This window comes from Pseudomonas sp. NFACC25 (genome assembly GCF_900100935.1).
In the GTDB taxonomy this organism is placed as follows: Bacteria; Pseudomonadota; Gammaproteobacteria; order Pseudomonadales; family Pseudomonadaceae; genus Aquipseudomonas; species Aquipseudomonas marginalis.
On record NZ_FMUC01000018.1, the window covers coordinates 90581 to 116590 of the forward strand.

19 protein-coding genes and 1 rRNA gene are annotated in these 26010 nt (G+C 62.3%); 7 read left to right on the plus strand and 13 right to left on the minus strand.

Annotated features, from left to right (window positions below):
* Positions 1 to 4: 4 nt before the first annotated feature.
* The gene (locus BLQ09_RS27960; RefSeq protein ID WP_092359332.1) at positions 5 to 1132 is read right to left on the minus strand and encodes a muconate cycloisomerase family protein; all 1128 of its coding nucleotides are present in this window, start codon (positions 1130 to 1132) and stop codon (positions 5 to 7) included.
* Positions 1133 to 1246: 114 nt separating this feature from the next.
* Between BLQ09_RS27960 and BLQ09_RS27965 the strand changes: the two genes are divergently transcribed.
* Entirely contained in the window at positions 1247 to 2122 is an 876-nt protein-coding gene (locus tag BLQ09_RS27965) for a LysR family transcriptional regulator (protein ID WP_092359334.1), read from the plus strand.
* A 45-nt stretch (positions 2123 to 2167) separates the two neighbouring features.
* On the opposite strand, the gene BLQ09_RS27970 is transcribed toward BLQ09_RS27965, so the two are convergent.
* A complete protein-coding gene (locus tag BLQ09_RS27970; protein ID WP_027607671.1) occupies positions 2168 to 3160 on the minus strand; it encodes an AraC family transcriptional regulator in 993 nt (330 codons plus the stop codon).
* Between the two features lie 312 nt (positions 3161 to 3472).
* On the opposite strand from BLQ09_RS27970, the gene antA reads away from it, so the two are divergent.
* From antA to BLQ09_RS27990, 4 genes are all read left to right on the plus strand, one after another.
* Positions 3473 to 4864: an anthranilate 1,2-dioxygenase large subunit gene (gene antA / locus BLQ09_RS27975; protein WP_092359337.1), complete on the plus strand. Its 1392-nt coding sequence runs from the start codon at positions 3473 to 3475 to the stop codon at positions 4862 to 4864.
* Positions 4864 to 5355 (plus strand): anthranilate 1,2-dioxygenase small subunit, encoded by a 492-nt coding sequence (gene antB / locus BLQ09_RS27980; protein WP_027607673.1) that lies wholly within the window; start codon positions 4864 to 4866, stop codon positions 5353 to 5355. Before antA ends, antB begins: the two co-directional genes overlap by 1 nt.
* A gap of 82 nt (positions 5356 to 5437) precedes the next feature.
* Complete coding sequence (antC, locus tag BLQ09_RS27985) at positions 5438 to 6445, plus strand: anthranilate 1,2-dioxygenase electron transfer component AntC (RefSeq protein ID WP_092359341.1); 1008 nt, start codon at positions 5438 to 5440, stop codon at positions 6443 to 6445.
* A gap of 57 nt (positions 6446 to 6502) precedes the next feature.
* The gene (locus tag BLQ09_RS27990; protein ID WP_027607675.1) at positions 6503 to 7906 is read left to right on the plus strand and encodes an amino acid permease; all 1404 of its coding nucleotides are present in this window, start codon (positions 6503 to 6505) and stop codon (positions 7904 to 7906) included.
* A 106-nt stretch (positions 7907 to 8012) separates the two neighbouring features.
* Here BLQ09_RS27990 and kynA read toward each other — a convergent pair whose 3' ends face one another.
* Together kynA and kynB are read right to left on the minus strand one after the other, a co-directional pair.
* Positions 8013 to 8870, minus strand: a complete 858-nt coding sequence (gene kynA / locus BLQ09_RS27995) for a tryptophan 2,3-dioxygenase (protein WP_027607676.1) — start codon at positions 8868 to 8870, stop codon at positions 8013 to 8015.
* Positions 8867 to 9517, minus strand: a complete 651-nt coding sequence (gene kynB, locus BLQ09_RS28000) for an arylformamidase (protein ID WP_092359343.1) — start codon at positions 9515 to 9517, stop codon at positions 8867 to 8869. The genes kynA and kynB overlap by 4 nt, the downstream gene beginning before the upstream one ends.
* A 366-nt stretch (positions 9518 to 9883) precedes the next feature.
* Here kynB and BLQ09_RS28005 point away from each other — a divergent pair, with 366 nt between their 5' ends.
* Positions 9884 to 10228, plus strand: a complete 345-nt coding sequence (locus BLQ09_RS28005) for a cupin domain-containing protein (RefSeq protein WP_003230905.1) — start codon at positions 9884 to 9886, stop codon at positions 10226 to 10228.
* A gap of 64 nt (positions 10229 to 10292) precedes the next feature.
* Here the strand turns inward: BLQ09_RS28005 and mmsB are convergent, their stop codons facing one another.
* Complete coding sequence (mmsB, locus tag BLQ09_RS28010; RefSeq protein WP_092359345.1) at positions 10293 to 11180, minus strand: 3-hydroxyisobutyrate dehydrogenase; 888 nt, start codon at positions 11178 to 11180, stop codon at positions 10293 to 10295.
* A gap of 14 nt (positions 11181 to 11194) precedes the next feature.
* Positions 11195 to 12712, minus strand: coding sequence for a CoA-acylating methylmalonate-semialdehyde dehydrogenase (locus BLQ09_RS28015; protein WP_027607679.1), 1518 nt, complete (start codon positions 12710 to 12712; stop codon positions 11195 to 11197).
* 131 nt (positions 12713 to 12843) lie between these two features.
* On the opposite strand from BLQ09_RS28015, the gene BLQ09_RS28020 reads away from it, so the two are divergent.
* A complete protein-coding gene (locus BLQ09_RS28020; RefSeq protein ID WP_092359347.1) occupies positions 12844 to 13791 on the plus strand; it encodes a LysR family transcriptional regulator in 948 nt (315 codons plus the stop codon).
* A 225-nt stretch (positions 13792 to 14016) separates the two neighbouring features.
* On the opposite strand, the gene BLQ09_RS28025 is transcribed toward BLQ09_RS28020, so the two are convergent.
* From BLQ09_RS28025 to rrf, 7 genes are all read right to left on the minus strand, one after another.
* The gene (locus tag BLQ09_RS28025) at positions 14017 to 14508 is read right to left on the minus strand and encodes an outer membrane lipoprotein YfiB (RefSeq protein ID WP_027607681.1); all 492 of its coding nucleotides are present in this window, start codon (positions 14506 to 14508) and stop codon (positions 14017 to 14019) included.
* A gap of 4 nt (positions 14509 to 14512) precedes the next feature.
* Positions 14513 to 15775 carry a diguanylate cyclase DgcN/YfiN gene (locus tag BLQ09_RS28030; RefSeq protein WP_092359350.1) on the minus strand — a complete coding sequence of 421 codons (1263 nt, stop codon included), beginning with the start codon at positions 15773 to 15775 and terminating at the stop codon, positions 14513 to 14515.
* Complete coding sequence (locus BLQ09_RS28035) at positions 15772 to 16338, minus strand: regulatory sequestration protein YfiR (protein WP_027607683.1); 567 nt, start codon at positions 16336 to 16338, stop codon at positions 15772 to 15774. Before BLQ09_RS28035 ends, BLQ09_RS28030 begins: the two co-directional genes overlap by 4 nt.
* Positions 16339 to 16350: 12 nt before the next feature.
* On the minus strand, positions 16351 to 18456 hold the full coding sequence (recD, locus tag BLQ09_RS28040) for an exodeoxyribonuclease V subunit alpha (RefSeq protein ID WP_027607684.1): 2106 nt from the start codon (positions 18454 to 18456) through the stop codon (positions 16351 to 16353).
* On the minus strand, positions 18453 to 22127 hold the full coding sequence (gene recB / locus BLQ09_RS28045) for an exodeoxyribonuclease V subunit beta (RefSeq protein ID WP_092359352.1): 3675 nt from the start codon (positions 22125 to 22127) through the stop codon (positions 18453 to 18455). Before recB ends, recD begins: the two co-directional genes overlap by 4 nt.
* Positions 22124 to 25573, minus strand: a complete 3450-nt coding sequence (recC, locus tag BLQ09_RS28050; RefSeq protein WP_027607686.1) for an exodeoxyribonuclease V subunit gamma — start codon at positions 25571 to 25573, stop codon at positions 22124 to 22126. The genes recB and recC overlap by 4 nt, the downstream gene beginning before the upstream one ends.
* Positions 25574 to 25709: 136 nt before the next feature.
* Positions 25710 to 25825 (minus strand): 5S ribosomal RNA (rrf, locus tag BLQ09_RS28055).
* Positions 25826 to 26010 lie beyond the last annotated feature (185 nt).

The window sequence follows — 26010 nt, forward strand, 5'->3', positions numbered from 1 at the left end:
CCTCTTAGTGTTTGTCACGACGGAAGAACGCAAGGCGCTCCTCATCGATGGCCAGGCCCAGGCCCGGCAAGTGGGAGACATGCAGCTGGAAATCGCGGTACAGCGGCGGCTCGGCAAGAATGTCTTCGGTCAGCAACAGCGGGCCGAACAACTCGGTACCCCATGCCAGCCTGTTCAGCGTGAGGAAGGCATGCGCCGACGCCAGGGTGCCGATCCCCCCTTCCAGCATGGTGCCGCCGTACAGGCCGATACCGGCGGCCTCGGCAATCGCGGCGGTGCGCAATACCGCGCGGGGGCCGCCGTTCTTGGCGATCTTCAGGGCGAACACCGAGGCCGCGCCTTCACGGGCCAGGTTGAAGGCCTCTTCGACACACTCGATGGATTCGTCGGCCATGATCGGCGCCGGGCTCGACAGGTTGAGCCGGGCCATGCCGCCACGGTTGTTACGCGAGATCGGCTGTTCGATCAGGTCGATGCCGTGGTCGCCGAGCACCTTGCACGCCCGCAGGGCCACGGCTTCGTCCCAGGCCTGGTTGACGTCGACGCGCACGCTGGCACGTTCGCCCAGGGCCTGTTTGATCGCGATGACATGGGCCAGGTCCTCGCCCACTTCACCGGCACCGATCTTCAATTTGAAGATGCGGTGGCGGCGCAGGTCGAGCATCTTTTCGGCCTCGGCAATGTCCTGGGCGGTATTGCCGCTGGCGAGGGTCCAGGCCACCGGCAGTGCATCGCGCACACGCCCACCGAGCAGTTCGCTGACCGGCAGGTTCAGGCGCTTGCCGAGGGCGTCGAGCAAGGCGCTTTCGATACCGGATTTGGCAAAGGTGTTGCCGCGAATGCTGCGCTCCAGGCGCAACATGGCCGCGTTGATATTGCTGGCGTCCTGGCCAATCAGCAGTGGGGCGAAGTGACGGTCGATGTTGACCTTGATGCTCTCGGGGCTCTCGTTGCCGTAGCTCAGGCCGCCGATGGTGGTGGATTCACCGATGCCTTCGATGCCGTCGGCGCAGCGCACGCGGATGATCACCAGGGTCTGGTTTTGCAGGGTGTGCATCGCCAGCTTGTGCGGGCGAAGGGTGGGAAGGTCGACGATAATGGTCTCGATCGACTCGATGGCGCAAATCGGCATGGCAATACCCGCTGGGTTCTTTATAGATTTACGTCGATTCTGTGCCGCATTCTTCCTGGCTTCCAATATAGAATTGGTCTCGATCAATACCCTCAAGGTATGAAAGGAGCCGTTATGGAACTGCGTCATCTGCGCTACTTCCAGGTGCTGGGGCAGACCCTCAACTTCACCCGTGCTGCCGAACGCCTGCACATCGCCCAGCCGCCGTTGAGCCGGCAGATCCAGCAATTGGAAGAGGAATTGGGCGTGATCCTGCTGGAGCGTGGCCGACCGCTGCGGCTGACCGAGGCCGGGCGGTTTTTCTATGAGCACGCCAATGTGTTGCTCGAACAATTGGCCACGGTCTGCGACAACACCCGCCGCATCGGCCAGGGCGAGAAGACCTGGCTGGGCATCGGCTTTGCGCCGTCGACCTTGTATGGCGTGCTGCCGGAATTGATCCGGCGGTTGCGCAGCCATGAGGCGTTGGAACTGGAGTTGGGGTTGTCGGAGATGACCACCTTGCAGCAGGTCGAGGCGCTCAAGGCCGGACGTATCGACGTGGGCTTCGGGCGCATTCGCATCGACGACCCGGCCATCGTCCAGCGTGTGCTGGTGGAGGATCGGTTGGTGGCCGTGCTGCCCGCCGGCCACCCATTGCTCGATGCACCCGCGACCCTCGCCCAACTGGCCGCCGAGCCGTTTGTGCTCTACCCCGGCAACCCGCGCCCCAGCTATGCCGACCATGTGATCGCACTGTTCGACGCCCACGGCCTGAGCCTCAAGGTGGCGCAGTGGACCAACGAACTGCAGACCGCCATCGGCCTGGTCGGTGCGGGCATGGGCGTGACACTGGTGCCGGCGTCGGTGCAGGTGCTGCATCGCGCGGATATCGGCTACACGCCGGTTGTGGAAGCGACGGCGACCTCGCCGATCATTCTCAGCCGACGGGTGAATGATCAGTCGCCGGGGCTCAGTCATTGCCTGCAGTTGGTTGAAGAACTGATCTGAAATCGCCCAGGCACCGCCCCTCCCACAGGTTGATCTTCATCAGCTTCAAGTACTGCGCATACGCATGCGTTGCAGCGTCTGGCTGGGGGATTCATCGAACAGTTTTCGATACTCCGCCGAGAACCGCCCCAGGTGGGTAAAGCCCCAGCCGAAGGCGATCTCGGAGATGGTGCGGATCGATCCATGCTCGAGGATTTCCTGGCGCACCGCACTCAGCCGGTGCTTCTTCAGGTAGGCCATGGGTGACAGGGCAAAGTACTTGCGAAACGCATCGAACAGCTTGAACCGCGACACCCCGGCAGCAGTTTCCAGGTCTTCCAGGTGCAGCGCCTCGCGGGCGTTGTCGTGAATGTACTGGCGCGCACGGATCAGGTAATGGGGCAGTTTCACCCCCAATACGTCGCGCAGTTCTTCCGAGTAGTTGTTCGGCTGGGCGAGGATCAGGCCCTTGATCAATGAGCTTTCCAGGTCACGGGTGAACGCCGCCTGTTCATACAATTCGCTACGGCGCTCCAGCTCCGCGATGAAGTAGCGCGCCATGCGCCACCACGACGCCGACGCCCCCTCCACCGCATCCATCACCGGTTCAAATTGCAGTGGCGCCTCGATCGGCCGTTGCAGCAAGCCCTCCAGCGACTCGCTCATCGCCGCCCGCGTGATCACCACCTGCAACTTGCGGCAGTCACCGGAAATCGCCAGCACCTGATGCTCGTTGGGCGCGATGATCACGCCCTGGTCGCGGTTGGAACTCAGGCGTTGGCCGTTCTTGCTCAGCTCCTGCTCCCCCACCAACGGCAGCGTGAGGCTGTAGCTGCTGAAGTGCTCGGCGTCTTCGATATCGATGGTCACGTCGGTGCCGTACTCGATCACCCCCAGGGTGGTGGCGCGGGACTTGAACACGTTGGCACTGTGATGAAAGCGCAGGCGCTCGGGCGTGCTCGTCACCAGGCGGTGCGGTCCGCAAATGCCGGACATCCAGCTGCGGGCGCCTTCGAGGTCGAAGCGTTGGACATGGATATCGCGTGTAGGACTATTCATCAGTGTGCACCCACGGCGGTCAGGCGGTTGCGCGCTCTGGCGGCGCGTCGTTGTGGTTCCACAGCAAGTTCTACGCCACGCCGGCCCGATTGCAACCGGGTGGATAGCAACGGCCGACTATGTGGATAAACCACAGGTTTTGCCGCCCCTGGCCGCACCGGACAGTGGCGCGTTGCGTCACCGCCCCGCACCGCCGTGGGTATTTGCTGCCCAACTTTGCGGCCCACCTTCCCCCATTAAGCGGATAGCCCGCCACCTTGTCGCAGCCTCCTAATGGCTCACCTGTTCAGCCATTATCAAAAGGTGCCTCCCATGAGTGGTGCAAGAAGCGTCGAGCAATGGAAAAGCTTTATCGAGAGCTGCCTGGATTTTCGCCCGGCAGACGCCGTGTTCCGCATCGCCCGCGACATGTTCACCGAGCCGGAACTGTTCGATCTTGAGATGGAGCTGATCTTCGAGAAGAACTGGATCTACGCCTGCCATGAAAGCGAACTGGCCAATAACCACGACTTCGTGACGATGCGCGCCGGGCGCCAGCCGATGATCATTACCCGTGATGGCGAGGGCCGGCTCAATGCGCTGGTCAACGCCTGCCAGCATCGCGGCACCACCCTCACCCGGGTCGGCAAAGGCAACCAGTCCACCTTCACCTGTCCGTTCCACGCCTGGTGCTACAAGAGCGATGGCCGGCTGGTGAAGGTCAAGGCGCCGGGGGAATATCCGGAAAGTTTCGACAAGGCAACACGCGGCCTGAAAAAGGCCCGCATCGAGAGCTACAAGGGTTTTGTCTTCATCAGCCTGGACGTGAATGGCCGTGACAGCCTGGACGACTTCCTCGGCGATGCCAAAGTGTTCTTCGACATGATGGTCGCGCAGTCGGCCACCGGTGAGTTGGAGGTGCTGCCGGGCAAGTCGGCCTACACCTACGACGGCAACTGGAAACTGCAAAACGAAAACGGCCTGGACGGGTATCACGTCAGCACCGTGCACTACAACTACGTGGCCACGGTGCAGCATCGCCAGCAGGTGAATACCGAGAACGGCAGCGGGTCCGCCAGCACCCTGGACTACAGCAAGCTCGGCGCCGGCGACGCCAACACCGATGACGGCTGGTTCGCCTTCAACAATGGCCACAGCGTGCTGTTCAGCGACATGCCCAACCCCAGCGTGCGCTCCGGCTACGCCACCATCATGCCGCGCCTGGTGCAAGAGCACGGCCAGCAGAAGGCCGAGTGGATGATGCACCGCCTGCGCAACCTGAATATCTACCCGAGCCTGTTCTTCCTCGACCAGATCAGCTCGCAGCTGCGCATCATCCGCCCGGTGGCGTGGAACAAGACCGAGATCATCAGCCAGTGCCTGGGGGTGAAAGGCGAATCCGATGCCGACCGCGAAAACCGTATTCGCCAGTTCGAGGACTTCTTCAACGTCTCGGGCATGGGCACACCGGACGACCTGGTGGAGTTCCGCGAAGCCCAACGTGGTTTCCAGGGCCGCCTGGAACGCTGGAGCGATATTTCACGCGGCAGCCATCGCTGGGAAACCGGGCCGACGCCGAACAGCGAAGCCATCGGCATTCAACCGGCCATGACCGGCACCGAGTTCACCCATGAAGGCCTGTACGTCAACCAGCACCGCAACTGGCAGCAGTTCCTGCTCAAGGGTCTGGACCAACAAGCGCTGACACTGCGGGAGGTGAAGTGATGAATGCGCCATTGCAGTACCGGATCGAGCAGTTTTTCTACCGCAAGTCCGAGCTGTGCGACGCCCAGGACTGGGACGCCTATGTGCAGTTGTTCGACCCGCACAGCGAATTCCACCTGCCGCAATGGGACTCGGAGCACGTCTACACCCGCGACCCCAAGCGCGAGATGTCGCTGATCTACTACGCCAATCGTTCGGGCCTGGAAGACCGCGTGTTTCGCCTGCGCACTGGCAAGGCAGCATCCGCTACACCGATGCCGCGCACCTTGCACCTGATCAACAACGTACGCATTGCCGAGCAGGCGGACGGCACGCTGGAGGTCCGGTTGAACTGGCACACGCTGTTCTATCGGCTGGCCACATCGGAGCAGTTCTACGGGCATGCCACCTATCGCCTCAAGCCCCATGGCGACAGTTGGCTGATCACTCGCAAGCATGCGCTGCTGCTTAACGACACCATCAATTCGGTGCTGGATTTCTATCACCTTTGAAGCACATCACATCTTGTGGCGAGGGAGCTTGCTCCCTCACCACAGGTGATGTGCCAGCCCTACACGCGTGGAGTTTCCGTGAATGAATCACAAAGTGGCCTTCAGTTTTGCCGACGGCAAGACCCTGTTTTTCCCGGTGGGCGCAAATGAAATCCTGTTGGATGCGGCACTGCGCAATGGCATCAAGATCCCCCTGGACTGCCGCGAAGGCGTGTGCGGCACCTGCCAGGGCCGGTGTGAATCGGGGGATTACACCCAGGACTATGTGGACGAGGAAGCCCTGTCCAGCCTCGACCTGCAACAGCGCAAGATGCTCAGTTGCCAGACCCGGGTGAAGTCCGACGCGGCGTTCTACTTCGACTTCGATTCGAGCCTGTGCAATGCGCCGGGGCCGGTGCAGGTGCGTGGCACGGTAAGCGAGGTGCAGCAGGTGTCGGCCAGTACGGCGATCTTGACGGTGCGGTTGGACACGGCGCTGGATTTCCTGCCGGGCCAATATGCGCGCATCTCGGTACCCGGCACCGACTGTTGGCGTGCCTACTCGTTCGCCAACCTGCCGGGCAACCGGCTGCAATTCCTGATCCGCCTGCTGCCGGATGGGGTAATGAGCAATTACCTGCGGGAACGTTGCCACGTCGGCGATGGGTTGCTGATGGAGGCGCCGCTGGGTGCGTTCTACCTGCGCCATGTCAGCAAACCGCTGGTGCTGGTGGCCGGCGGCACCGGATTGTCGGCGTTACTGGGCATGCTCGATGAACTGGCCGCCACGGGCTGCGAGCAACTGGTGCACCTGTACTACGGCGTGCGCGGGGCCGAGGATTTATGTGAAGCGCAGCGTATCCATCAATACGCCTCGACAATCCGCGGCTTTCGCTACACCGAAGTGCTGAGCGCACCGTCACCTGAATGGCCCGGCAAGCGCGGCTACCTCACCGAGCATTTCGACCTGGCCGAATTGCGCGACGGATTGGCGGATATGTACGTGTGCGGCCCTCCGCCAATGGTCGAATCCATCCAACAATGGCTGGCGGATCAGGCACTTGATGGCGTTCAGCTGTATTACGAAAAGTTTACGCAGAGTAATATCTGACTCCTCAGCACTTCTGAGGGGTTCTACCCCGAGAAAAACAAGTAGAAGGGAATGTTAATGGCGGATGACATGGTTAACCCGGCAGGCCTCAAGCGTGGCCTGAAGAACCGGCATATTCAGTTGATCGCCTTGGGCGGGGCGATAGGCACGGGGCTGTTCCTCGGTTCGGCCGGGGTACTCAAGTCGGCGGGGCCGTCGATGATCCTGGGCTACGCGATCGCCGGTTTCATCGCGTTCCTGATCATGCGCCAGCTCGGCGAGATGATCGTCGAAGAACCGGTGGCCGGCTCGTTCAGCCACTTCGCGCACAAATACTGGGGCGGTTACGCGGGCTTCCTGGCCGGCTGGAACTACTGGGTACTCTACGTGCTGGTGGGCATGGCCGAGCTGACTGCGGTGGGCAAGTACATCCAGTTCTGGTGGCCGCAGATCCCGACCTGGGTCAGCGCACTGGTGTTCTTTGTCGCGGTGAACCTGATCAACACTCTTAACGTGAAGTTCTTCGGTGAAGCCGAGTTCTGGTTTGCGATCATCAAGGTGGTGGCGATTGTCGGCATGATCGTGCTCGGCTGCTACCTGCTGTTCAGCGGCACCGGCGGCCCGCAAGCGTCGGTCAGCAACCTGTGGAGCCACGGCGGATTCTTCCCGAATGGCGGCATGGGCCTGTTGATGTCCATGGCCTTCATCATGTTCTCGTTCGGCGGCCTGGAGCTGGTGGGTATCACCGCTGCCGAGGCCAGCGAGCCACGCAAGGTGATCCCCAAGGCGATCAACCAGGTGGTGTACCGGATCCTGATTTTCTACGTCGGCGCATTGACCGTGCTGCTGTCGCTGTACCCATGGGATCAACTGCTGCAAACCCTCGGCGCGTCGGGCGATGCCTACAGCGGCAGCCCGTTTGTGCAGATCTTCTCGCTGATCGGCAACGACACCGCCGCCCACATCCTCAACTTCGTGGTGCTGACCGCGGCGCTGTCGGTGTACAACAGCGGCGTGTACTGCAACAGCCGCATGCTGTTCGGCCTGGCCGAGCAAGGCGATGCGCCGAAAGCGCTGATGAAGCTCAACAAGCAAGGCGTACCGCTGCGGGCCCTGGCGATCTCGGCGCTGGTGACGATGCTGTGCGTGGTGGTCAACTACGTGGCACCGCAAAGTGCCCTGGAGCTGCTGTTCGCGCTGGTGGTTGCCTCGCTGATGATCAACTGGGCGCTGATCAGCATCACCCATATCAAGTTCCGCAAGGCCATGGGCGAGCAAGGCGTGACGCCGTCGTTCAAGACCTTCTGGTTCCCGTTCAGCAACTACCTGTGCCTGGCGTTCATGCTGATGATCATCAGCGTGATGCTGGCGATCCCGGGGATTCGCGAGTCGGTGTATGCGATGCCGGTTTGGGTGGGGGTTATCTATGTGGCCTACCGGTTGCGAGTGAGTAAGACGAAAGCGGTTGCCGCTGCGCAGTAATATCCATGTGGGAGGGGGCTTGCCCCCGATAGCAGTGTGTCAGTCACTTATGTGTCCACTGACCCTCCGCCATCGGGGGCAAGCCCCCTCCCATATTTGATTGCGTTTACAGCGTGGAGCGCACTCGCCACAGCTCGGGGAACAGCACGGTGTCGAGCATCTTGCGCAGGTAACCCACGCCCTCGGTGCCGCCGGTGCCGGGCTGGAAGCCGATAATCCGCTCCACCGTGGTCACATGCCGGAAGCGCCATTGGCGGAACGAATCCTCCAGGTCGATAAACTTCTCGGCCAACTGGTACAAGTCCCAATACCGGCTCGGATCGCGATACACCTCGCGCCACGCCGCCTCCACCGACTCATCGTGCACGGTCGCCGCCGTCGGGTCGCGCTCGGCACGCTTGGGGTCAATCGCCAGCCCCGCCTTGACCATCAGGTTGATCGCCTCGTCATACAGCGACGGCGTGGCAATCGCCACCTGCAACGCCTGCAACAACTCGGGCCGATGGGCATGGGGGCGCAACAGCGCCGGGCTCTTGTTGCCGAGGATAAATTCGATCTCGCGGTACTGGAACGACTGGAACCCGGAGGACTGCCCCAGGAACGGGCGAATCGCCTTGTATTCCGACGGCGTCATGGTCGCCAGCACAGCCCAGGCGTGCACCAGTTGATCGAAGATTCGCGACACCCGCGCCAGCATCTTGAATGCCGGCGGCAACTCGCCCAGGCGCACGTGTTCGCGGGCGGCCTTGAGTTCGTGGAGCATCAACTTCATCCACAGCTCGGAGGTCTGGTGCTGGATGATGAAGAGCATTTCGTTATGGTCCGGCGACAGCGGGTGCTGGGCGCTGAGCACTTTGCCCAGGTCCAGGTAGTCGCCGTAGCTCATGGACTCGGAAAAATTCAGTTCGGCGTTATGCCATTCTTCCGGTGGCTGGTAGTCGGCAGAGAAAGGACATTGGCTCATCGCGTGGGCTCCTTGAGCGGGCGGAGAATGGCACGGACCGGGCTGGCGTCCAGGTTGGCGAAACGCAGCGGCAGGGCGATCAGTTCGTAGTCGCCCTCCGGTACGTCGTCGAGCACGATGCCTTCGAGAATCGCCATGCCATGCCGCGCCACGGCGTTGTGGGCATCCATGGTCTTGGACTGTTGCGGGTCCAGGGAGGGCGTGTCGATCCCGATCAGGCGCACACCCAGGCTGGCCAGCAGTTCAATGGTCTGCGGGGCGATGGCGGTGAAGTTCGCATCCCATTCGGTCAGCGGTGCTTGTGGATAAGTACGCAACAGCACGCGCTCCGGCAGGTTATCCACACGCCCGTCCAACTGATGGGGCTGGACCAGCGCACCGCTGTCCAGGCAATGCAGTACCCGGCACGGGCCCATGTACACCTCCAGCGGCACCTCGCCAATCGGCGCTCCGTCGGCGCTGTAATGCAGCGGCGCATCCACATGGGCGCCGGTGTGCGGCGACAGGGTAATGCGCCCGACATTCACCGGGCACTCCGGGCCGAACTGCCACACACGCTCTTCCTGGAACGGCGTATCGCCCGGCCAGGTCGGGGTTGCCGTGCTCAAGGGCGGGCTGATGTCCCACCACGTTTTTATTGAGGTCATTTGAAGGCTCTCGGCGGTTACTGGGGTGAATGATACGAGGGCCAGACGTGAATTTTCTTGCGAATTCGTGCGCCGAGGGGAAAATCTTTCGCACTTACTGCGAGGAAATGGCTGATTCACGCTCAAAAGTGTCGGCTAGAGAGGATTAATGTGGGAGGGGGCTTGCCCCCGATGGCAGTGGGTCCGTTTACACAGGTGCCAACTGACCCACCGCTATCGGGGGCAAGCCCCCTCCCACACTGATTCGCGATGCCCCGACAATCGTGTTCGCCTGCGCTTCTGGGCATCCCGATGTCGAGTTCAGACCACTGGCGCAACGTCCCAGGCCTTAGGGTGCATCTTTCCATTCCCTGCCTCGGAGTCATCATGTCCAAGCCCATCACCGTACTGCGCGACACCCATCCCCTGCCGGTCCTGGATGCCTGCAAATGGGAAAAGCTCGAAGGCGACCCGCACACCGTCAACCTCAACGCCTACACCAGCGAAGACGGCAGCAAGATCATGGGCACCTGGATCTGCACGCCGGGCAAGTGGTATGTCGAATACGTGAAATGGGAATACTGCCATTTCCAGGAAGGCTACTGCGTGATCACGCCTGAGGGGATGGAGCCGATTCACTTGCGGGCTGGGGATATCTTTGTGGTGGAGCCAGGGATGAAGGGGACGTGGGAAGTGGTCGAGACGGTACGTAAGTATTTTGTGTTTGCTTGAGCCGCCTCTTCCAGTGAACTGATTTTTTGTGGTGAGCGGGACAAGCCCGCTCGCCACCGTCAGTTTATTCGGGTTTGCGATAGCTGTTGATGATCGCCGAAAAGTCCTTGCCCCCTTCGCCGCGCTGACTCATCGATTGATATAACTGCTGGGCCACGGCGCCCAGAATCACCGGTTGCTTGGCCTGGCGCGCCGCTTCGGTGGCCAGCCCCAGGTCCTTGAGCATCAAATCGGCGCCGAACCCGCCGGTATAGCCACGGGACGACGGCGCGGTTTCGATCACGCCCGGCCATGGGTTGTAGGTGTCGGAACTCCAGCAGCGCCCGGTGGAGCTGTTGATGATCCCGGCCAGCACCTGGGTGTCGATGCCCAGCGCGTCGCCCAAGGCCATGGCTTCGCTGACGCCGACCATGCTGATGCCGAGCAGCAGGTTGTTACAGATCTTGGCGATTTGCCCGGTGCCCACATCGCCGCAGTGCACGATGTTGCGGCCCATCTGTGCCAGCACCGGTTGCAGGGTGGCGAACAGTTCCGGGGTGGCGCCGACCATGAAGGTCAGGGTCCCGGCCTGCGCCCCGCCGGTGCCGCCGGAGACCGGTGCGTCGGCCATCACCACGCCTTGCTTGGCGGCAGCAGCGGCGACGTCGCGCGCGGTCTGTGGGTCGATGGTGCTGCAATCCACCGCGGGCACGCCGTTGCCGATCCCCGCCAGTACACCGTCTTCATTCAGCCAGACACTGCGCACATGGGCGGCGGCGGGCAGCATGGTGATCACCAGCTCGGCGCCTTGGGCAGCGTCACGCGGCGAGTCGCTGATGCTGCCGCCCAATTCGGCGAGTTCCTTGAGCACCGTCTGGTTCAGGTCGAACAGGTTCAGCCCATGGCCGGCCTTGATCAGGTTGCGGGCCATCGGTGCGCCCATGTTACCCAAGCCGATAAATGCAATCTTCATGGTCGTCTCCCGAATCAGCGCAGGTTGATGGTGGTGTTGACGCCATCGTTGACCGTGTCGTCGTCGAACCAGCGGCTGGTGACGGTCTTGGTCTGGGTGTAGAACTGCACCACTTGCTTGCCGTACGGGCCGAGGTCGCCGAGCTTGGAGCCACGGGAACCGGTGAAGCTGAAGAACGGCACCGGCACCGGGATCGGGATGTTGATACCGACCTGGCCCACATCGATTTCGCTCTGGAATTTACGCGCCGCCGCCCCGCTCTGGGTGAACAGGCCGGTGCCGTTACCGAACGGGTTGGCGTTGACCAGCGCAATGGCCTGGTCGAGGGTGTCGACTTCCAGCACCACCAGCACCGGGCCGAAGATTTCCTGGGTGTAGATCTGCATATCGGTGGTCACGCCCGAGAACAAGGTCGGGCCGACGAAGTTACCGTGCTCGAAACCCGGCACCTTGATGTCGCGGCCGTCCAGCTCGAGCTTGGCGCCTTCTTTCACGCCGCTTTCAATCAGCTCCAGGATGCGGGCCTTGGCGCGCTTGGAGATCACCGGGCCGACATCCGTGCCCGCTTCGCTGCCGGCGTTGACCTTGAGCTTTTGCGCCAGCGCTTTCAGATCCGGCAGCCATTGCTTGGCCGCCCCCACCAGCACCACCACCGAGGTGGCCATGCAACGCTGGCCCGCCGCGCCGAAACCGGCACCGACCAGGGCATTGAGGGTGTGTTCACGGTTGGCATCCGGCAGTACCACGGCGTGGTTCTTGGCGCCCATCATCGATTGCACGCGCTTGCCGTGCTTGCCGGCCAGGTCGTAGACATGAGTGCCGACGGCAGTCGAACCGACGAAGGACACCGCCTTGATGTCTTTATGGGTGCACAGCGCATCCACCACATCCTTGCCGCCGTGCACCACGTTGAGCACACCCGCCGGTACGCCGGCTTCCAGCGCCAGCTCCACCAGCAGCAGGGTCGACAGTGGGTCCTGTTCGGACGGCTTGAGAACGAAGGTGTTACCGCAGGCGATGGCCATGGGGAACATCCACAGCGGAATCATCGCCGGGAAGTTGAACGGGGTAATGCCGGCACACACGCCGATGGGTTGGCGCAGGGTGTAGGTATCGACGCCACCGGCGACGTTCTCGGCGAACTCACCCATTTGCAGGGTGCCGATGGAACAGGCGTGCTCCACCACTTCCAGGCCACGGAAAATATCGCCCTCGGCATCGGCAATGGTCTTGCCCTGCTCGGCGCTGAGGACCACCGCGATACGCTTGGAGTGTTCGCGGATCAGGGCTTGCAGCTTGAGCATGATGCGCATGCGCGCGCCGATCGGCGTCAGCTTCCAGGTCTGGAAGGCTTGATGGGCGGCGTCGATTGCAGCATTGACTTCATCGGCCGTGGCGAACGGGACTTTGGCCAGCACTTGCTGGGTGGCCGGGTTGACGATGTCTTGCCAATGGGTGGTCCTGGACTCGACCCACTCACCATTGATCAGCAACTTGACCTGTTGCACGGAAATATCGGCGGATGCGTTCATGTGGTCTCCAACTCTTATATTTATACAGAGACAAGGCGCTTGAATCGCCTTGAAGAATGAGGCGTTCGGACTGTTTTTGGAGTATAGATGTGCAAATCTCTAATAAGAACGCACATAAAAGCCGGTCCAATATGCAAAAAAACATCACATCACTGGGCTCCCTGAATTGGGATGACCTGAAGTTTTTCCTCGAAGTGGCCCGCACCCGCAAGGCCAGCGTCGCCGCCAAGCGCCTGGCGGTGGACTACACCACCGTGTCGCGGCGCATCAGCTCATTGGAAGTGTCCCTCGGTACGCTGCTGTTTGAAAAATCCCGGACCAACGGCTTCGTCCTCACCCCCGAAGGCCAGCGTTTGCTGGGCTACGCCGAGTCCATCGAAAGCACCCTGCACATGGCCTGCGAACAGGTGTCCGGCTCCGGCGTGGCGCTGTCCGGCCATGTGCGCATGGGCTGCACCGAAGGCTTCGGCAGCTTCTTCGTCACCCCGCAGTTGAGCCACTTCGTCGACACCTACCCCGCCATCTCGGTCGATATCCTGCCCCTGCCCCACTTCATCAGCCTGTCCAAGCGCGAAGCCGACATCGTCATCGCCCTGGAACGCCCGGAACACGGGCCTTACGTATGCTGCAAACTGTGCGACTACAAACTGCAGCTGTACGCGACCCAGGAATACCTCGACCAACACCCGCCTATCCACAAACCGGCAGATTTGGCCGAGCATCCGTTTATCAGCTATGTGGATGATCTGGCCTTCAGCTCGGAGCTGCTGTACCTGGCCAACGTCGTGCCCGGCGCCAGCGCCAGCCTGCGCAGTACCAGCGTGATTGCGCAGTACGTGGCGACGCAGCAAGGGCGATCGATGGCGATCTTGCCGTGCTTTCTGGCGGCGCAGGATCCACGGTTGCTGCCGGTGCTGGGGGAGCAGATTGCGATTACCCGGCAGTTTTGGATGTATTGCCGTGAGGATCTGAGGAAGTTGAAGCGGATTACGTTGCTGTGGGATTACATCCGGGAAGTGACGGAGCAGAACCAAGGGTTGTTGATGGGGGAGACGCGGGAGATGCGGTTTGCGGATTAAAGGGCTGGGCTGCGCGGTGTCTCTGAGAGATGGGCAAGGCCGTGGTGGGGGACTTGACGCAGGCGATGACGCCGGGCAGTTAAGCGAACATCGTTCAAATGTGGGAGGGGGCTTGCCCCCGATAGCGGAGTGACAGAACCAGATGGACTGGCTGACACACTGCTATCGGGGGCAAGCCCCCTCCCACATTTTGATTGGATTTCAGATTGAAATCAGGCTGCCGGCTCAGTCCGCGATCACCACAATCGACACCCGCCGATTCTCGGTACGCCCTGCCGCCGTGTCGTTGGCGGCCACCGGTTTACTGCTGCCCAGACCACGCAACTGAATGTTTTCCTCTTTCATGCCCACGCCCTGCAGCACCGTGGCCACACTTTTCGCGCGGCGCAGGGACAGTTGCTGGTTGTAGGTTTCCTTGCCCGAGCCGTCGGTGTGGCCATCGACGCGTACGCGCTCGATGCCTACACCCAGCAGGGCCTTGCCGATGCGCTGGACGATGTCGGTGCTGGGTTGGTTAAGGGTTTCGACGTCACTGCCAAACAGCACTTTGCCGGACAGGCCGAACGCCCAGCCGTCATCGGTAAGCTCGAAGCCCTGTTGCTTGAGGACGGCGACTTGCGCCGGGGTCAGGCCTTTGGAAGGCGCCGTCTGGCAACCGCCCAGGGCGAGCAGCGCCACCAGCAGGGTGATAAACATAAAACGCGCGGTCGAGAACAAGGAATCAACTCCTGTGTTGAACGTTGACGACGGGGCTCTCCGGCTCCGCCGTTTGCTGGCCCCCCGAGGACAAACGCTTGGCCTGGTACATCGCCGCATCAGCGGCATTGAGCAAGGTGCCGGGTGTGACGCCATGTTCGGGGTAGATGGCGATCCCGATACTGAGGGAGGTCAATACCTGGGTGCTGCCGGGCACGGCAATCGGCATGTCCATGCTGGCGATGATTTTTTCGGCGATGCGCTGGGCGTCTTCGACCTTGTGCAGCGGCGCCAGCAGGATGGCGAACTCGTCACCGCCCAGGCGCGCTACCAGGTCATCTTCACGCAATTGCGCACGCACCCGTTCGGCGACGGCCACCAGCACGGCATCACCGGCGGCATGGCCGAAGCTGTCATTGATCTCTTTGAACCGGTCACTGTCGAGGTACAGCACGGCCACCTGTTCCTTGGCCTTGGCGGCGCTGCGCAGCGCGCGAATCAGGCGGCCTTCGAAGTACGCGCGGTTGGGCAGACCGGTAAGGCTGTCGTGGTTGGCCTTGTGGGCGAGGGTTTCGTTTTCGCTTTGCAGATGGTTTTGCCAGGCTTCCATCTCGCCGAGCAGGGCATTGAAGTCGCTGCCCAGGCTATCGAGTTCGGCGATGCGGGCCGGCGGCACGCGGCGGTCGAAGTCACGCTCGCTGCGGGCGGCGTGGGCCACGGCGGCGAGGCTTTGCAGCGGCTCCGTAATGCCGCGCAACAGACGCCGCGCCAAGTGCAGGGCGACCCAGGCACTGAGGACGGTGCAGATCAGGATCCCCGCCAGGCCGCTGAGCAGGAAGCGCAGCAGGCTACCGCCGTGGCCGGTCAGGTGAATGCTGCCGATGGTGCGCCCCTGGTGGAGGATCGGTTGGCTGATGGGCTGTTCGAGCAGGGTATGCGCCAGCGCCAGTTCAACCCGGGAGAGCATGCCGGTTTCCGGGCGTTCCCAGTGCGCCAACAGCCGGCCACTGCTATCGAACACGTCAGCCTGGGCGACTTCTTCGGTGGAGGCAATCAGGCTGAGGGCTTCGGTGGCGGCGCTGCGGTCGTTGAACACCACGGCCGCTTCCACGGTGTAGTTGATGGAACGGGCGATCAGGTGCAGGTTGTGTTCGGCGTAGACCCGCAGCGCCAACACGCCGAGCAGGGTCAGGGAGACACTGGCCAGCGTCACCGCCACCAGCGCCAGGATCATGTGCCCCCGGCCGATGACGGAACGCAGGGTAGGTCGTACGTTCGCCGCTTTCATGTGGTGGGCGCCCGGCGCCGGGACAGTTGCAACACGCTGGGATGAATGCGCACGCCGCTGCGCGCCACCGAGTCGAGGTTGACCTCAAACGACACTTGCTCATCGCCCACCCGCAGGCAGAACAGGCTGCCCACGGTGCATTGGTCGCCGCCTTCACTGATGCTGAGCACCGGGTGGCCGATCAACGAGGCAAACAGGCGGCTGCGTTCGTCATTGCTGAGTTTGCCGATGTACACGGCGTCGCAGGCGTTGACGATATCGGGATGGTCGGCCAGCAGGCGCCGCACCACGACCGGACGGCCGGTGGCCTGGATGGTGCCTTTGATCAGGTCGTCGGTGTATTGGGTCGGGCCGACGATGCACAGGCGCAGTTGCGCAGGCTCTACTGGCCAACGGGCATAGCTGAGGATACCGAGTACCACCTGGGTGACCGCCTGGGCGCGCTGGTCAGCCGGGCCTGGGGCCTCGGCAAATACCCGGGGCGCCAGCAGGCATAGAATCGCCACCAGCAGCAAGCGTCTCCAGCTCGAACTAAGCTCTGTGGGCGAGACAGCCAGGTTCATGCAACGATTCTCTCAGGTGTTTTCGGGGTGATGCCGCAACGATAGCACAGCGTCAGATATTTCTGACTCCTGACCCAACTCCAGCATCAACCCACTCAAGCGTTTGACCTTGCGGCGCACGGCCTCTTCAAACACCCCGCCCCGGGGTTCGATCAGGCTGAACCAGCGCTTGGCGCGGGTGATGCCGGTGTAGATCAACTCTTTGGTGAGCACCGGGTTCAGCGCGTCCGGCAGGATCAATGCGGTGTGGGTGAACTCCGAGCCCTGGGATTTGTGCACGGTCATGGCGTACACGGTTTCCACATCATTGAGACGGCTGGGCAGGACAAAGCGCACGCCACCCTGGCCATCGTTACGTGGGAAAGCCACCCGCAGCACCTGGGGGCCGCCGTCGCTTTCAGGCAGTTTGAGGGCAATGCCGATATCGCCGTTCATCAAGCCCAGGCCGTAATCGTTGCGCGTCATCAACACCGGACGGCCTTCGTACCATTGCTCATCCCCCTCGATCAGCCGCACTTTGCGCAAGGCGGCCGTGATGCGCAGGTTCAGGCCTTCCACACCCCAAGGCCCCTTGCGCACGGCGCAGAGCAGTTGGAACGCATCGAAGGCTTGCAGCAGTTGCTGGGCCCAGTGGGTCCAGGCAAGGTCATCGCGCGGGGTGTCGACGGCGGGGCGTGCGCTGTGCAGCAGGTTGAGGTAATAGCGATAACCCTGGGCGCCGTCGCCCTGCCCGTCCAGCACCAGGCGCTCCAGGGCGTGGTCGTGCTCGCCTTTGAGGCTGACGCAGAACAGGTCGCTGTGGCTGCGCGCGGCCAGCAGCTTGCGCGCCTCGTCGGCGTTTTGCTGGTTGACCCAGCGCGCCAGTTGGCCGATGCCGCTGCCTTCGCCGAAACGCCGCGAGTAGCGCAGCATCACCACTTGCTGAGCCAAGGGATGGCTGCCATCGAGGTCTTCGTGCAGGCCACTGGCGCTGAGGTCTTCGCCGCTGACGGTTTGCAGCCATTGGCGGGTGTCGGGGCTGTACCAGCCGGCTTCGGCGTCGCGGCACAAATCACCGAGTACGGCGCCGGCCTCCACCGAGGCGAGTTGGTCCTTGTCACCCAGCAGCACCAGGCGCGCGTGGGGCGGCAACGCATCCAGCAGGTTAGCCATCATTTCCAGGTCGATCATCGAGGCTTCGTCCACCACCAGCACATCCAGGGGCAACGGATTGCCAAGGTGATGGCGGAAGTGCCGAGTCCCTGGGCGACTGCCCAGCAAGCGATGAACCGTGGTGACCTGGGTCGGGATCTTTTCCTTCACGCTTTGCGGCACTGTCAGCGACAGCACTTGCTGGCTGATGGATTCGGTCAAACGCGCGGCGGCCTTACCGGTCGGCGCGGCCAAGCGGATGCGCAGTGGGCTGCCGGACTCAACGGCAGGCGCCTGCAACAGCGCGAGCAGGCGTACCACGGTGGTGGTCTTGCCGGTGCCGGGGCCGCCGGTGACAATGCTGAATGCACCGCGGGTGGCCAGGGCGCAGGCGAGTTTCTGCCAGTCGATCACGCCATCGGGCGCCGGTTGGTCAAACAAGCCATTCAAGCGCTGGGGCAAATCGGCGGCGACACTTTCCTGGGTGGCAAGACGCAGGCGCAAGGCGCTGTCGATACGTCGTTCGTAAGTCCAGTAACGGCGCAGGTACAGGCGTTTGCCCGACAGTACCAAGGGACGACTGTGTGCCGATTCGCTGCCGTCCAGCGCCAGGGCGACCAACGGGCTGGCGGCCAGGGCGTGGCACCAGCGGGCGCCATCAAGGCCGTCGAGCAACTGCGACGGCAGCAGCATGGCGCCGCTTTGCAGGTCGCCTTCGGGCGGCAGGGACAGGGCAAAATCCGGCGCGTTGAGGGTTTCGAACAGGTCCAGGCACACATGGCCGTGGCCGAGTTGATGGCTGGTCAGCGCCGCCGCCAGTAGCACCAAGGGGTCGGCGTGTGGATCGAGCTCGTGCAGGAAGCCTACGAACGCCTTGTCCAACGCCCGCAGCCACCCCCGGTCAACCCAACGCTCCAGCAGGCTCACCAGGTCGGCGGCGCGGCTCAAGGGCGCTAACGCCTCAAGCGGTAACGGCGACAGGCTCATAACAACACTCCTTGTTCCCAGGCAGGCTCAGCCTTGGGCGGGATGGGCTTGCCCTGGAACAGCAGGTCCAGGCCCTCGATCAGGTCCCGTGGCGGCCGGGTGAAAAACGCCCCTCGGCTGACAGCCTGGGTGCCGCGCAGGAACAGGTACAGCGCGCCGCCGACATGACGGTCGTAGTCATAGTCCGGCAGGCGCGCCTTGAGTTGGCGATGCAGGGCGAGCAGGTAAAGCACGTATTGCAGGTCGTACCGATGTTCGAGGATCGACTGTTCCATGGCGTCCTGGGTGTAGGCCGAATCGTCGGGACCGAGCCAGTTGGATTTGTAGTCGGCCACGTAGTAGCGGCCGTCATGTTCGAAGGTAAGGTCGATAAAACCCTTGAACATGCCGTTGAGCAGCACTGCTTCGGCGGCGACGCGGGACACACCGTTGTGGGTGTACTGGCACACCAGCTTGTCGAGGGCGAGCACGTCGACTTTATGGCTGGCGAACCAGAACTCCATTTCAATCTGGTAGTGCTGCAGGTTGCTCAGGGCGACCTGGTCGTTATCCACCGGCAGCGGCGTGTGCAGCAGATGGCCCAGCCAGTCGCTGAGGGTGACGATCCAGCCTTCCCAGTTGCGGCGATTGCAGCGCGCGCCTACGGCTTGTTCGATCGCTTGCGAGGTCACGTTGAAGCCTTCTTCCCCGGCCCACTCCAGCAGGCCGTGAAGGAAGGTGCCGGGGTTCGGACCGCGTGGGAAACGGTGAATGTCCGCGCCGGACGCTGCCACTTCACGCGGTGCGTCGGGATCGAGGCGTTCGTCATCGAACAGCTTTTGCGCCTGTGGGCTTTCGGGCGCTTCAAGGTGGGCGACGCTCATGCTGTCGCCAATGCGCAAGGCACTGTAGGACGCGATCCACCAGTTCTCGGCGGCCTTGCGCTTAGGTAACAAGGGCGCGAGCAAGTGGGCAGTGTTGCGCGGCGGGTGGAACAGGATGTCCTGGGCGTCGGGCACTGGGGCGTAGTGGATGGCCGGGCAGCCGTCCTGCAGATCCAACAGCCAACGCGCGAGGCCGGCGGATTCACTCAACGACGCACCGGCGCCGAGCAGGTAACCCAGCGCCGACAGGTGCAGTACCGAGCTGCTGCTGTTGCCACGCTTGAGGTCGGCAACGCCGAGCCAGCAGGCATGTTTGGCGCGGGTCAGGGCTACGTAGAACAAACGCAGGTCTTCGGCCAGGCGCTCATCGTCGGCCTGGGCGATCAACTCGGCGGTCGGGCGCAGGCTGACGTGGGATTTGCCGTGTTCATCGTGGTAATGCAGCGGCAGGCGACTGCCGTCGACCGGCTTGGCCGAGCAGATGAAAGGCAGGAAGACCAGGTCGTACTCCAGGCCCTTGGATTTGTGAATGGTCACCACCTTGACCAGTTGCTCGTCACTTTCCAGGCGCAGGATTTGCTCTTCGCCGGCCTGGCCGGACAACGCCAGATGTTCGGCCAGGTGGCGGATCAACGCCTGTTCGCCGTCCAGTTCCGACGCGGCTTGCTGCAACAACTCGCTGAGGTGCAACAGGTTGGTCAGCACACGTTCGCCGTCGCTGCGGGCGATCAGGGTTTGCGGCAGTTTGAAGTCGTGCAGCAGGCGACGCAGCATCGGCAACACGCCTTGGGTGCGCCAGATCGTGCGGTAGCCTCGGAACTGCATCACGCGGCTTTCCCACGCCAGTTCGTCCTGGTTCAGACGCTCCAGTTCCGGCAGTGACAGGTTCAAGGTGACGCAAGCCAGGGCAGCCCGCAGCGGCCGCTCGACGTCCGGCTCGGCACAGGCCTTGAGCCAGGCGAGCAGGTCGTGGGCTTCCTGGGCGGCGAAGACAGAGTCCTTGTCGGACAGGTACACGCTACGCACGCCACGGGCGGCCAACTCGGCGCGCACGGCCTGGGCTTCCTTGCCGTCGCGCACGAGGATGGCGATGTCCGACGGCAGTACGCCTTTGAAGCTGTCGTCCGCTTGCAGGAAACCGGCCGTACCTTGCTGCCCGCCGTTGAGCAGCTCGACAATCCGGGTGGCACAGGCACCGGCCAGTTGTTGGCGGTACACCGCGTTGGAAACCGGCTGGTCGGTGGGCAGGTGCCACAGGTTCATTGCCGGCAACGTTTGGCCGTCGACCTGCAGTTTTTCCTTACGGCCTTGGGATAGCACCGGATGGAACGGCACCGGGTTGTCGCCGTTCGACTCCCGGAACAGGAACGCGCCGCGGCCGGTTTCCGCGCGCAGGAACACGTGGTTCACCGCGTCGACCATCGCATGGCTGGAACGGAAGTTGGTGCCCAGGGTGTGATGACGGCCGAGCGTGGATTTGCGCGCACGCAGGTAGGTGTAGATATCGGCGCCGCGGAAGGCGTAGATGGCTTGCTTGGGGTCGCCAATCAGGAACAGGCCGCTGTCGAGGTGGTTCTCTTCGATGCGGTAAATGCTGTCGAAGATGCTGTATTGCACCGGGTCGGTGTCCTGGAATTCGTCGATCAGGGCCACCGGGAACTGCTCGCGGATCACACTGGCCAGGCGCTCGCCGCCATCGGTTTGCAGGGCGGCGTTGAGGCGGATCAGCATGTCGTCGAAGCCCATTTCGGCACGCCGGCGTTTTTCTTCTTCAAAGCGCTTGCCCACCCAACCGGCAGCGTGTTGCAACACCGCGGCGTCGGGGGTTGGCAGCGCGTCGAGGGCGGCCTTGAGGCCGGCCATGGCGTCGATGCCGGGGTGTTGCGGCGGGTCGCCCTTCCAGGCTTCGGCCATGCCGTCGGGGGTGAGGCGGGTGAAGCCGGTGCCAATATCCAGCTGTTCCAGGGTTTCGTCAGCGGCCCAGGCGCTGATCTTTTCGAACCAGGGCTCGAAGTAACGCGCTTGCATCTTGCGGCCGTCGACGGCTTTGGCGGCTACGGCTTGCAGGCAGATTTCGCGCAACTCGACGGCCCATTGTTGCCAGGGAGCCTTGATGTTTATCAACGCTTCACGGCGTTCTTGCAGGCAAGCGTTGATCAACTCGGCGGGTTCGCGGGTTTCATCCGTCGGCCGTTCGCTGCCGAACAGTGCGCGTACCCGTGGCATCAACGCGGCCGGACCGCCCCAGTTGCTGCGTACCCAGTTGAGGGCGTCGTCGTGCATCGGGTAGCAGAACAGTCGCCAATAATCGCGAAGCACTTCGCCGAGCAGGTCACTGTGGTCGGTTTCCAGGGTCTGGGTGAACAGGCTGCCGCTGTCGAACGCGTGTTCGCGCAGCATGCGCTGGCACCAACTGTGAATCGTGGAAACCGCCGCCTCATCCATCCACTGGGCTGCGATGTCCAGGCGGTTGGCGCAGGCGGGCCATTGCTCGGGGAGGTATTGCGCACGCAGGTCGGCGATCAGCGCGTCGGGCTGTTCAATCTCTTCGCGGAAGAAACGTGCGGCCTCGGCCAAACGCATGCGGATGCGTTCGCGCAGCTCTTTGGTGGCGGCATCGGTAAAGGTCACCACGAGGATTTGCGGCGGCAGCAGTTCACGGCCAAAACCGGACTCACTGTCACCGTGGCCAAGGACCAGACGCAGGTACAAGGCGGAGATGGTGAAGGTTTTGCCGGTGCCGGCGCTGGCTTCAATCAGCTGGCTGCCATTCAACGGGAAGGCCAGGGCCAAGGGTTTGCTGCTCATGGGCCGGCCTCCTCGCCTGTGAGTGATCGCCATGGGGCGTTGATGAGCGGTCGATACAAGGTTTCGCACCAGCCTTCGAACTCTTCGCTGGCGACCAGGGCGGCGTAATCGGGGAACTGTCGGGTGAGCGCCGGGGTTTCGCGACGCTCGCCGTCGGTGGTCAGGCCGTCACCTTCATAGGCTTTGCTCGCGGCGGCGTGGGCTTTGACCGGATCGGTCTGGCTGAGCCAGGCGAAGGCGGTCTTGACGGCTACCGGGAGCGGCTCTCTCATGCCGCTGTGCCAGGCCAACAGCAGGTTGCCGAGGATTTCCCGGGCGATGGGCTTATCCAGCGGGGCCAGTAGCAACGTATCGTCGCTGGCCACCAACCCCGTGCTCAACGACAGGCCGCAGGCGCAGGCCACCACATGATTGACCCAAGGACGAATCAGGCGATGCCATTTGCGTGTTTTGATCGAGCCGATGCTATTGGGGATGGTGGTGACACTCAGCAATCCGCCATCACTGCGTCGATGCAGGCCGCTGATCCAGCCTTCCAGCGCTATACCTTGATGCTCGAAACTGATCGGTTCTGCAGCGGTGTGTGGCGTTGGCCAGAGCGCCAGCAACTGCTGGTAGCGTTGCAACAAGTCGGGCAGGGGCTCAATGAGTTCGTTGCGCAGGCACTCGCCGAAACCAACCATCGGCAACAGGCCACTGCCTTGCAGCCGCAGGGCCTGGGCGTTGAGGGCCTGGTCGAGGTGTTCGGGCTGGGACAGCGCAGCGTTCAACAGGCTGTCGCTCAGGTTGTAGCGTTGCAGCGCGTCAAGCACGAAGGGCTCTTCATCGGCCAGGGGTACTTCGGCGGCTTCGAAGAACACTTTCAGACGCTGGCTGAAGAAGTGTTTGACCGGGTTGCGTAGGAAATCCTGCAACTGGCCGAGACTCAGGGGTTCTTCCTGTTGATGCTGCGCCAGTTGACCCTCTTTTGGGACGTTATCCACAGCTTCGTGGAGTAACTGCCATTCGCGGGCGTAGCTGAACAGTGGATCACCTTCGTGGAAATAGCGGGCGCTGAAGGGTTGGAGCGGGTGTTCCTGGGTCATCGCGTCCAGTAGCGGTGTTTCTTGTGCGTTGTGCCAGCCACTGGCGATATGGTCGCGCAGTTGGCCGATGAGTACAGAGGCCGGGCGCTCGCTGTTATCGCGGATGCTACGGCCGACCCAGCTGATATAGAGCTGGTCGCGGGCGGACAACAGGGCTTCGAGCAGCAGGTAACGGTCATCTTCACGGCGCGAACGGTCGCCGGGACGGTAGTCGCTGCCCATCAGGTCGAAATCCAGCGGTGGCTGGGCGCGTGGGTAGTCGCCGTCGTTCATGCCGAGCAGGCAGACGAGTTTGAAGGGGATGGCGCGCATGGGCATCAGGGTGCAAAAATTGACAGCTCCGGCGAGGAAGCGCTGGGACAGACGGCCTTGATCCAGGCCGGCCAGCCAGGCTTCGCGGACTACGGTAAGCGGTAACTCATCCTGCAGGCCAACGGACTCGCAGGTTTCCAACCAGGTTTCCCTGAGTTGCTCAAGCTGACCCAACAGGTAGTCGTCGTGCTCGCTGCTGGGTAGGAAGAAGAGTTGCATAAGGCGTTGCAGACGCTCGCCCCATTCGTGGGGTGCTGCGGGTTGTGACAGCGCTTGATGGGCATCGCTGAGCGCATCGAGCAAAGCGACCAGCGGGCCGATCAAGGCCGCATCAAGCCCGCCGATTTCGTCGTAAGGCTCAATGCCTTCGCAGGCTGCACCGGTGCCGACGGCGTAGCCTAGAAGCATACGGCGAAGACCGAATCGCCAGCTGTTTTGTTCCAGTTCACTCGGCAGACCGAGCCCCGCACGTTGCTCGGCGTTGAGGCCCCAACGGATGCCAGCGCCTTCGATCCAGCGGTGCAGCGTGGGCAGATCGCGCTCCTTGATGGCGAAGCGTTCGCGCAAGGCCGGGACGTCCAACAGATCGAGAATCTCGCTGACGGGGAAGCGGCTGTCAGGGAGTTTGAGCAGGTGTTCAACGGCGATCAGCAGGGGATCGCGGCCGCGCTGGCCTTGATCGGTGAGGGTAAAGGGAATGAAGCGGGGATCGATTCTGTCCAGTTGCCCGAATACCGCGCGAATATGCGGCGCATAGCTGTCGACGTCGGGGACCATGACGATGATGTCCCTTGGGCGAAGCGTGGGGTCGGCGCTGAAGCGTTGGAGCAATTGGTCGTGGAGAATCTCTACTTCGCGTTGGGCACTGTGGGCAATGTGGAAGCGGATGGATGTATCACGCTCCAGATCGACAGCCGGCCATTGTTCCCGAGTCTCATTGAGCGGGCGCAGTTCGAGGATATCGTCCTGAAGCTGGTTGAGCAGTGTGGTGGGTTCGCTGTCGCTGAACAGGTCGATTCGACCATCGCGAAAAGCGGCGCGGTAGCTGTTGGGATCGTCGTAACTGTCCAGCAGGCTGATGTAGTCGCGACCTTGTTTGCCCCAGGCGGCCAACAGCGGATGGGCGTGTTGGTGCAGGGTTTGTGGGTCGATAGTAACGGGCATGCCGGCTTTACGCGCCTGGCGTTTGTATTCGTTACGCAGCAGGTCTTTGTCGGCCACGATGTCGGACCAATGGTGGCGACACGGGTTGTGCACGCACAGCAGGACTTGGCTGAAACGGGCCAGGCCGGCCAGCGCCTCAAGCGCTTGGGCGGGTAGGGAGGAAATCCCGAAGACAATCACCCGGGAAGGCAATCCCTTCGGTGCTTGCTCAAGCGCATTGATACGTTCGATAAAGCGCTGGTGCACGCCGGCGCGGCTTTCGGCCATGCCCTCTTCACCGACGTCCAACAGCAGCGCGCGCCATAACTCGGCTTGCCAACAATTGGCAGGGTTGAGTGGCTTTGATTCGCCTCGACCATTACGCAATTGATGGCGTCCGGCAGCCCAGTCTTCCAGCCAGTCAGCGCGGTAGACCTGGTATTGGTCGAACAGGTCAGCCAGTCGTTCCGCCAGTTGGTAGCGTTTGCGCAGGTCGGAGTCGTGGGTCAAGAAGCGTTGCAACGGCTCGAAGTGCTGTTGATCGATGAGTTCCGGGAGCAGGCGCATCAGGCGCCAAGTGAGCGGGGCTTTATCGAGCAGGGATTTTGGAGGGATTTCGTCACGTCCCAGGACCATGCGATAGAGCTGCCACATGAAGCTGCCGGGGAGCTGTACATCAATGGCGGCGGCAATTCCGCAGCCTCCCATATCGTCGTCTTGCGGGTCTTCAGCCAAGGCCAGTTTGAGCCACTGGGCAATGCCGTTGCTTTGTACCAAGGCGATTTCGTTTTCCAGAGGCGCCAGGGGATAACGGCGCATCCAACTCACCACCAGGCTGCGCAGTTCGTCCAAGCGGTTGCCGTGAACCACCATGAATCCAGCGCTGAGGGACGTCGCATCCGGCATAACGGCTTCCTTGGGAAAAGCAAAATCGAGGGCATGGACTTTAGCACTGAAGACCCAGCCGAGGCGCCTCTTCGCACTTTCCGAGCACCCAAAACAAAACCCCATCTGCTTTCGCAAATGGGGTTTCGGAATTTAATCTTGACGATGACCTACTCTCACATGGGGAAACCCCACACTACCATCGGCGATGCATCGTTTCACTGCTGAGTTCGGGATGGGATCAGGTGGTTCCAATGCTCTATGGTCGTCAAGAAATTCGGGTACTGAGTCGTGGCCAGTTGGCCTCGCTTCAGCAAATTGGGTATGTGACAGCTGTCGGTGCTTTGTGAAATCTCGAACTTTCGGTTCATTGCGTCTTCACACACCGCAATCTGATGCTCTTTCGAGTAGTCAAATTGCTTGGGTGTTATATGGTCAAGCCTCACGGGCAATTAGTA

Coding starts and splice junctions, on each gene's coding strand:
- kynB (WP_092359343.1), bottom strand. CDS start 9,517: ATGACCTCAATAAAAACGTGGTGGGACATCAGCCCGCCCTTGAGCACG.
- recB (WP_092359352.1), bottom strand. CDS start 22,127: ATGAGCAGCAAACCCTTGGCCCTGGCCTTCCCGTTGAATGGCAGCCAG.
- mmsB (WP_092359345.1), bottom strand. CDS start 11,180: ATGAAGATTGCATTTATCGGCTTGGGTAACATGGGCGCACCGATGGCC.
- BLQ09_RS28005 (WP_003230905.1), top strand. CDS start 9,884: ATGTCCAAGCCCATCACCGTACTGCGCGACACCCATCCCCTGCCGGTC.
- BLQ09_RS28035 (WP_027607683.1), bottom strand. CDS start 16,338: ATGAACCTGGCTGTCTCGCCCACAGAGCTTAGTTCGAGCTGGAGACGC.
- kynA (WP_027607676.1), bottom strand. CDS start 8,870: ATGAGCCAATGTCCTTTCTCTGCCGACTACCAGCCACCGGAAGAATGG.
- BLQ09_RS27990 (WP_027607675.1), top strand. CDS start 6,503: ATGGCGGATGACATGGTTAACCCGGCAGGCCTCAAGCGTGGCCTGAAG.
- BLQ09_RS27965 (WP_092359334.1), top strand. CDS start 1,247: ATGGAACTGCGTCATCTGCGCTACTTCCAGGTGCTGGGGCAGACCCTC.
- antC (WP_092359341.1), top strand. CDS start 5,438: ATGAATCACAAAGTGGCCTTCAGTTTTGCCGACGGCAAGACCCTGTTT.
- BLQ09_RS28030 (WP_092359350.1), bottom strand. CDS start 15,775: ATGAAAGCGGCGAACGTACGACCTACCCTGCGTTCCGTCATCGGCCGG.
- BLQ09_RS28020 (WP_092359347.1), top strand. CDS start 12,844: ATGCAAAAAAACATCACATCACTGGGCTCCCTGAATTGGGATGACCTG.
- BLQ09_RS27970 (WP_027607671.1), bottom strand. CDS start 3,160: ATGAATAGTCCTACACGCGATATCCATGTCCAACGCTTCGACCTCGAA.
- antB (WP_027607673.1), top strand. CDS start 4,864: ATGAATGCGCCATTGCAGTACCGGATCGAGCAGTTTTTCTACCGCAAG.
- BLQ09_RS27960 (WP_092359332.1), bottom strand. CDS start 1,132: ATGCCGATTTGCGCCATCGAGTCGATCGAGACCATTATCGTCGACCTT.
- antA (WP_092359337.1), top strand. CDS start 3,473: ATGAGTGGTGCAAGAAGCGTCGAGCAATGGAAAAGCTTTATCGAGAGC.
- recC (WP_027607686.1), bottom strand. CDS start 25,573: ATGCCGGATGCGACGTCCCTCAGCGCTGGATTCATGGTGGTTCACGGC.
- recD (WP_027607684.1), bottom strand. CDS start 18,456: ATGAGCCTGTCGCCGTTACCGCTTGAGGCGTTAGCGCCCTTGAGCCGC.
- BLQ09_RS28015 (WP_027607679.1), bottom strand. CDS start 12,712: ATGAACGCATCCGCCGATATTTCCGTGCAACAGGTCAAGTTGCTGATC.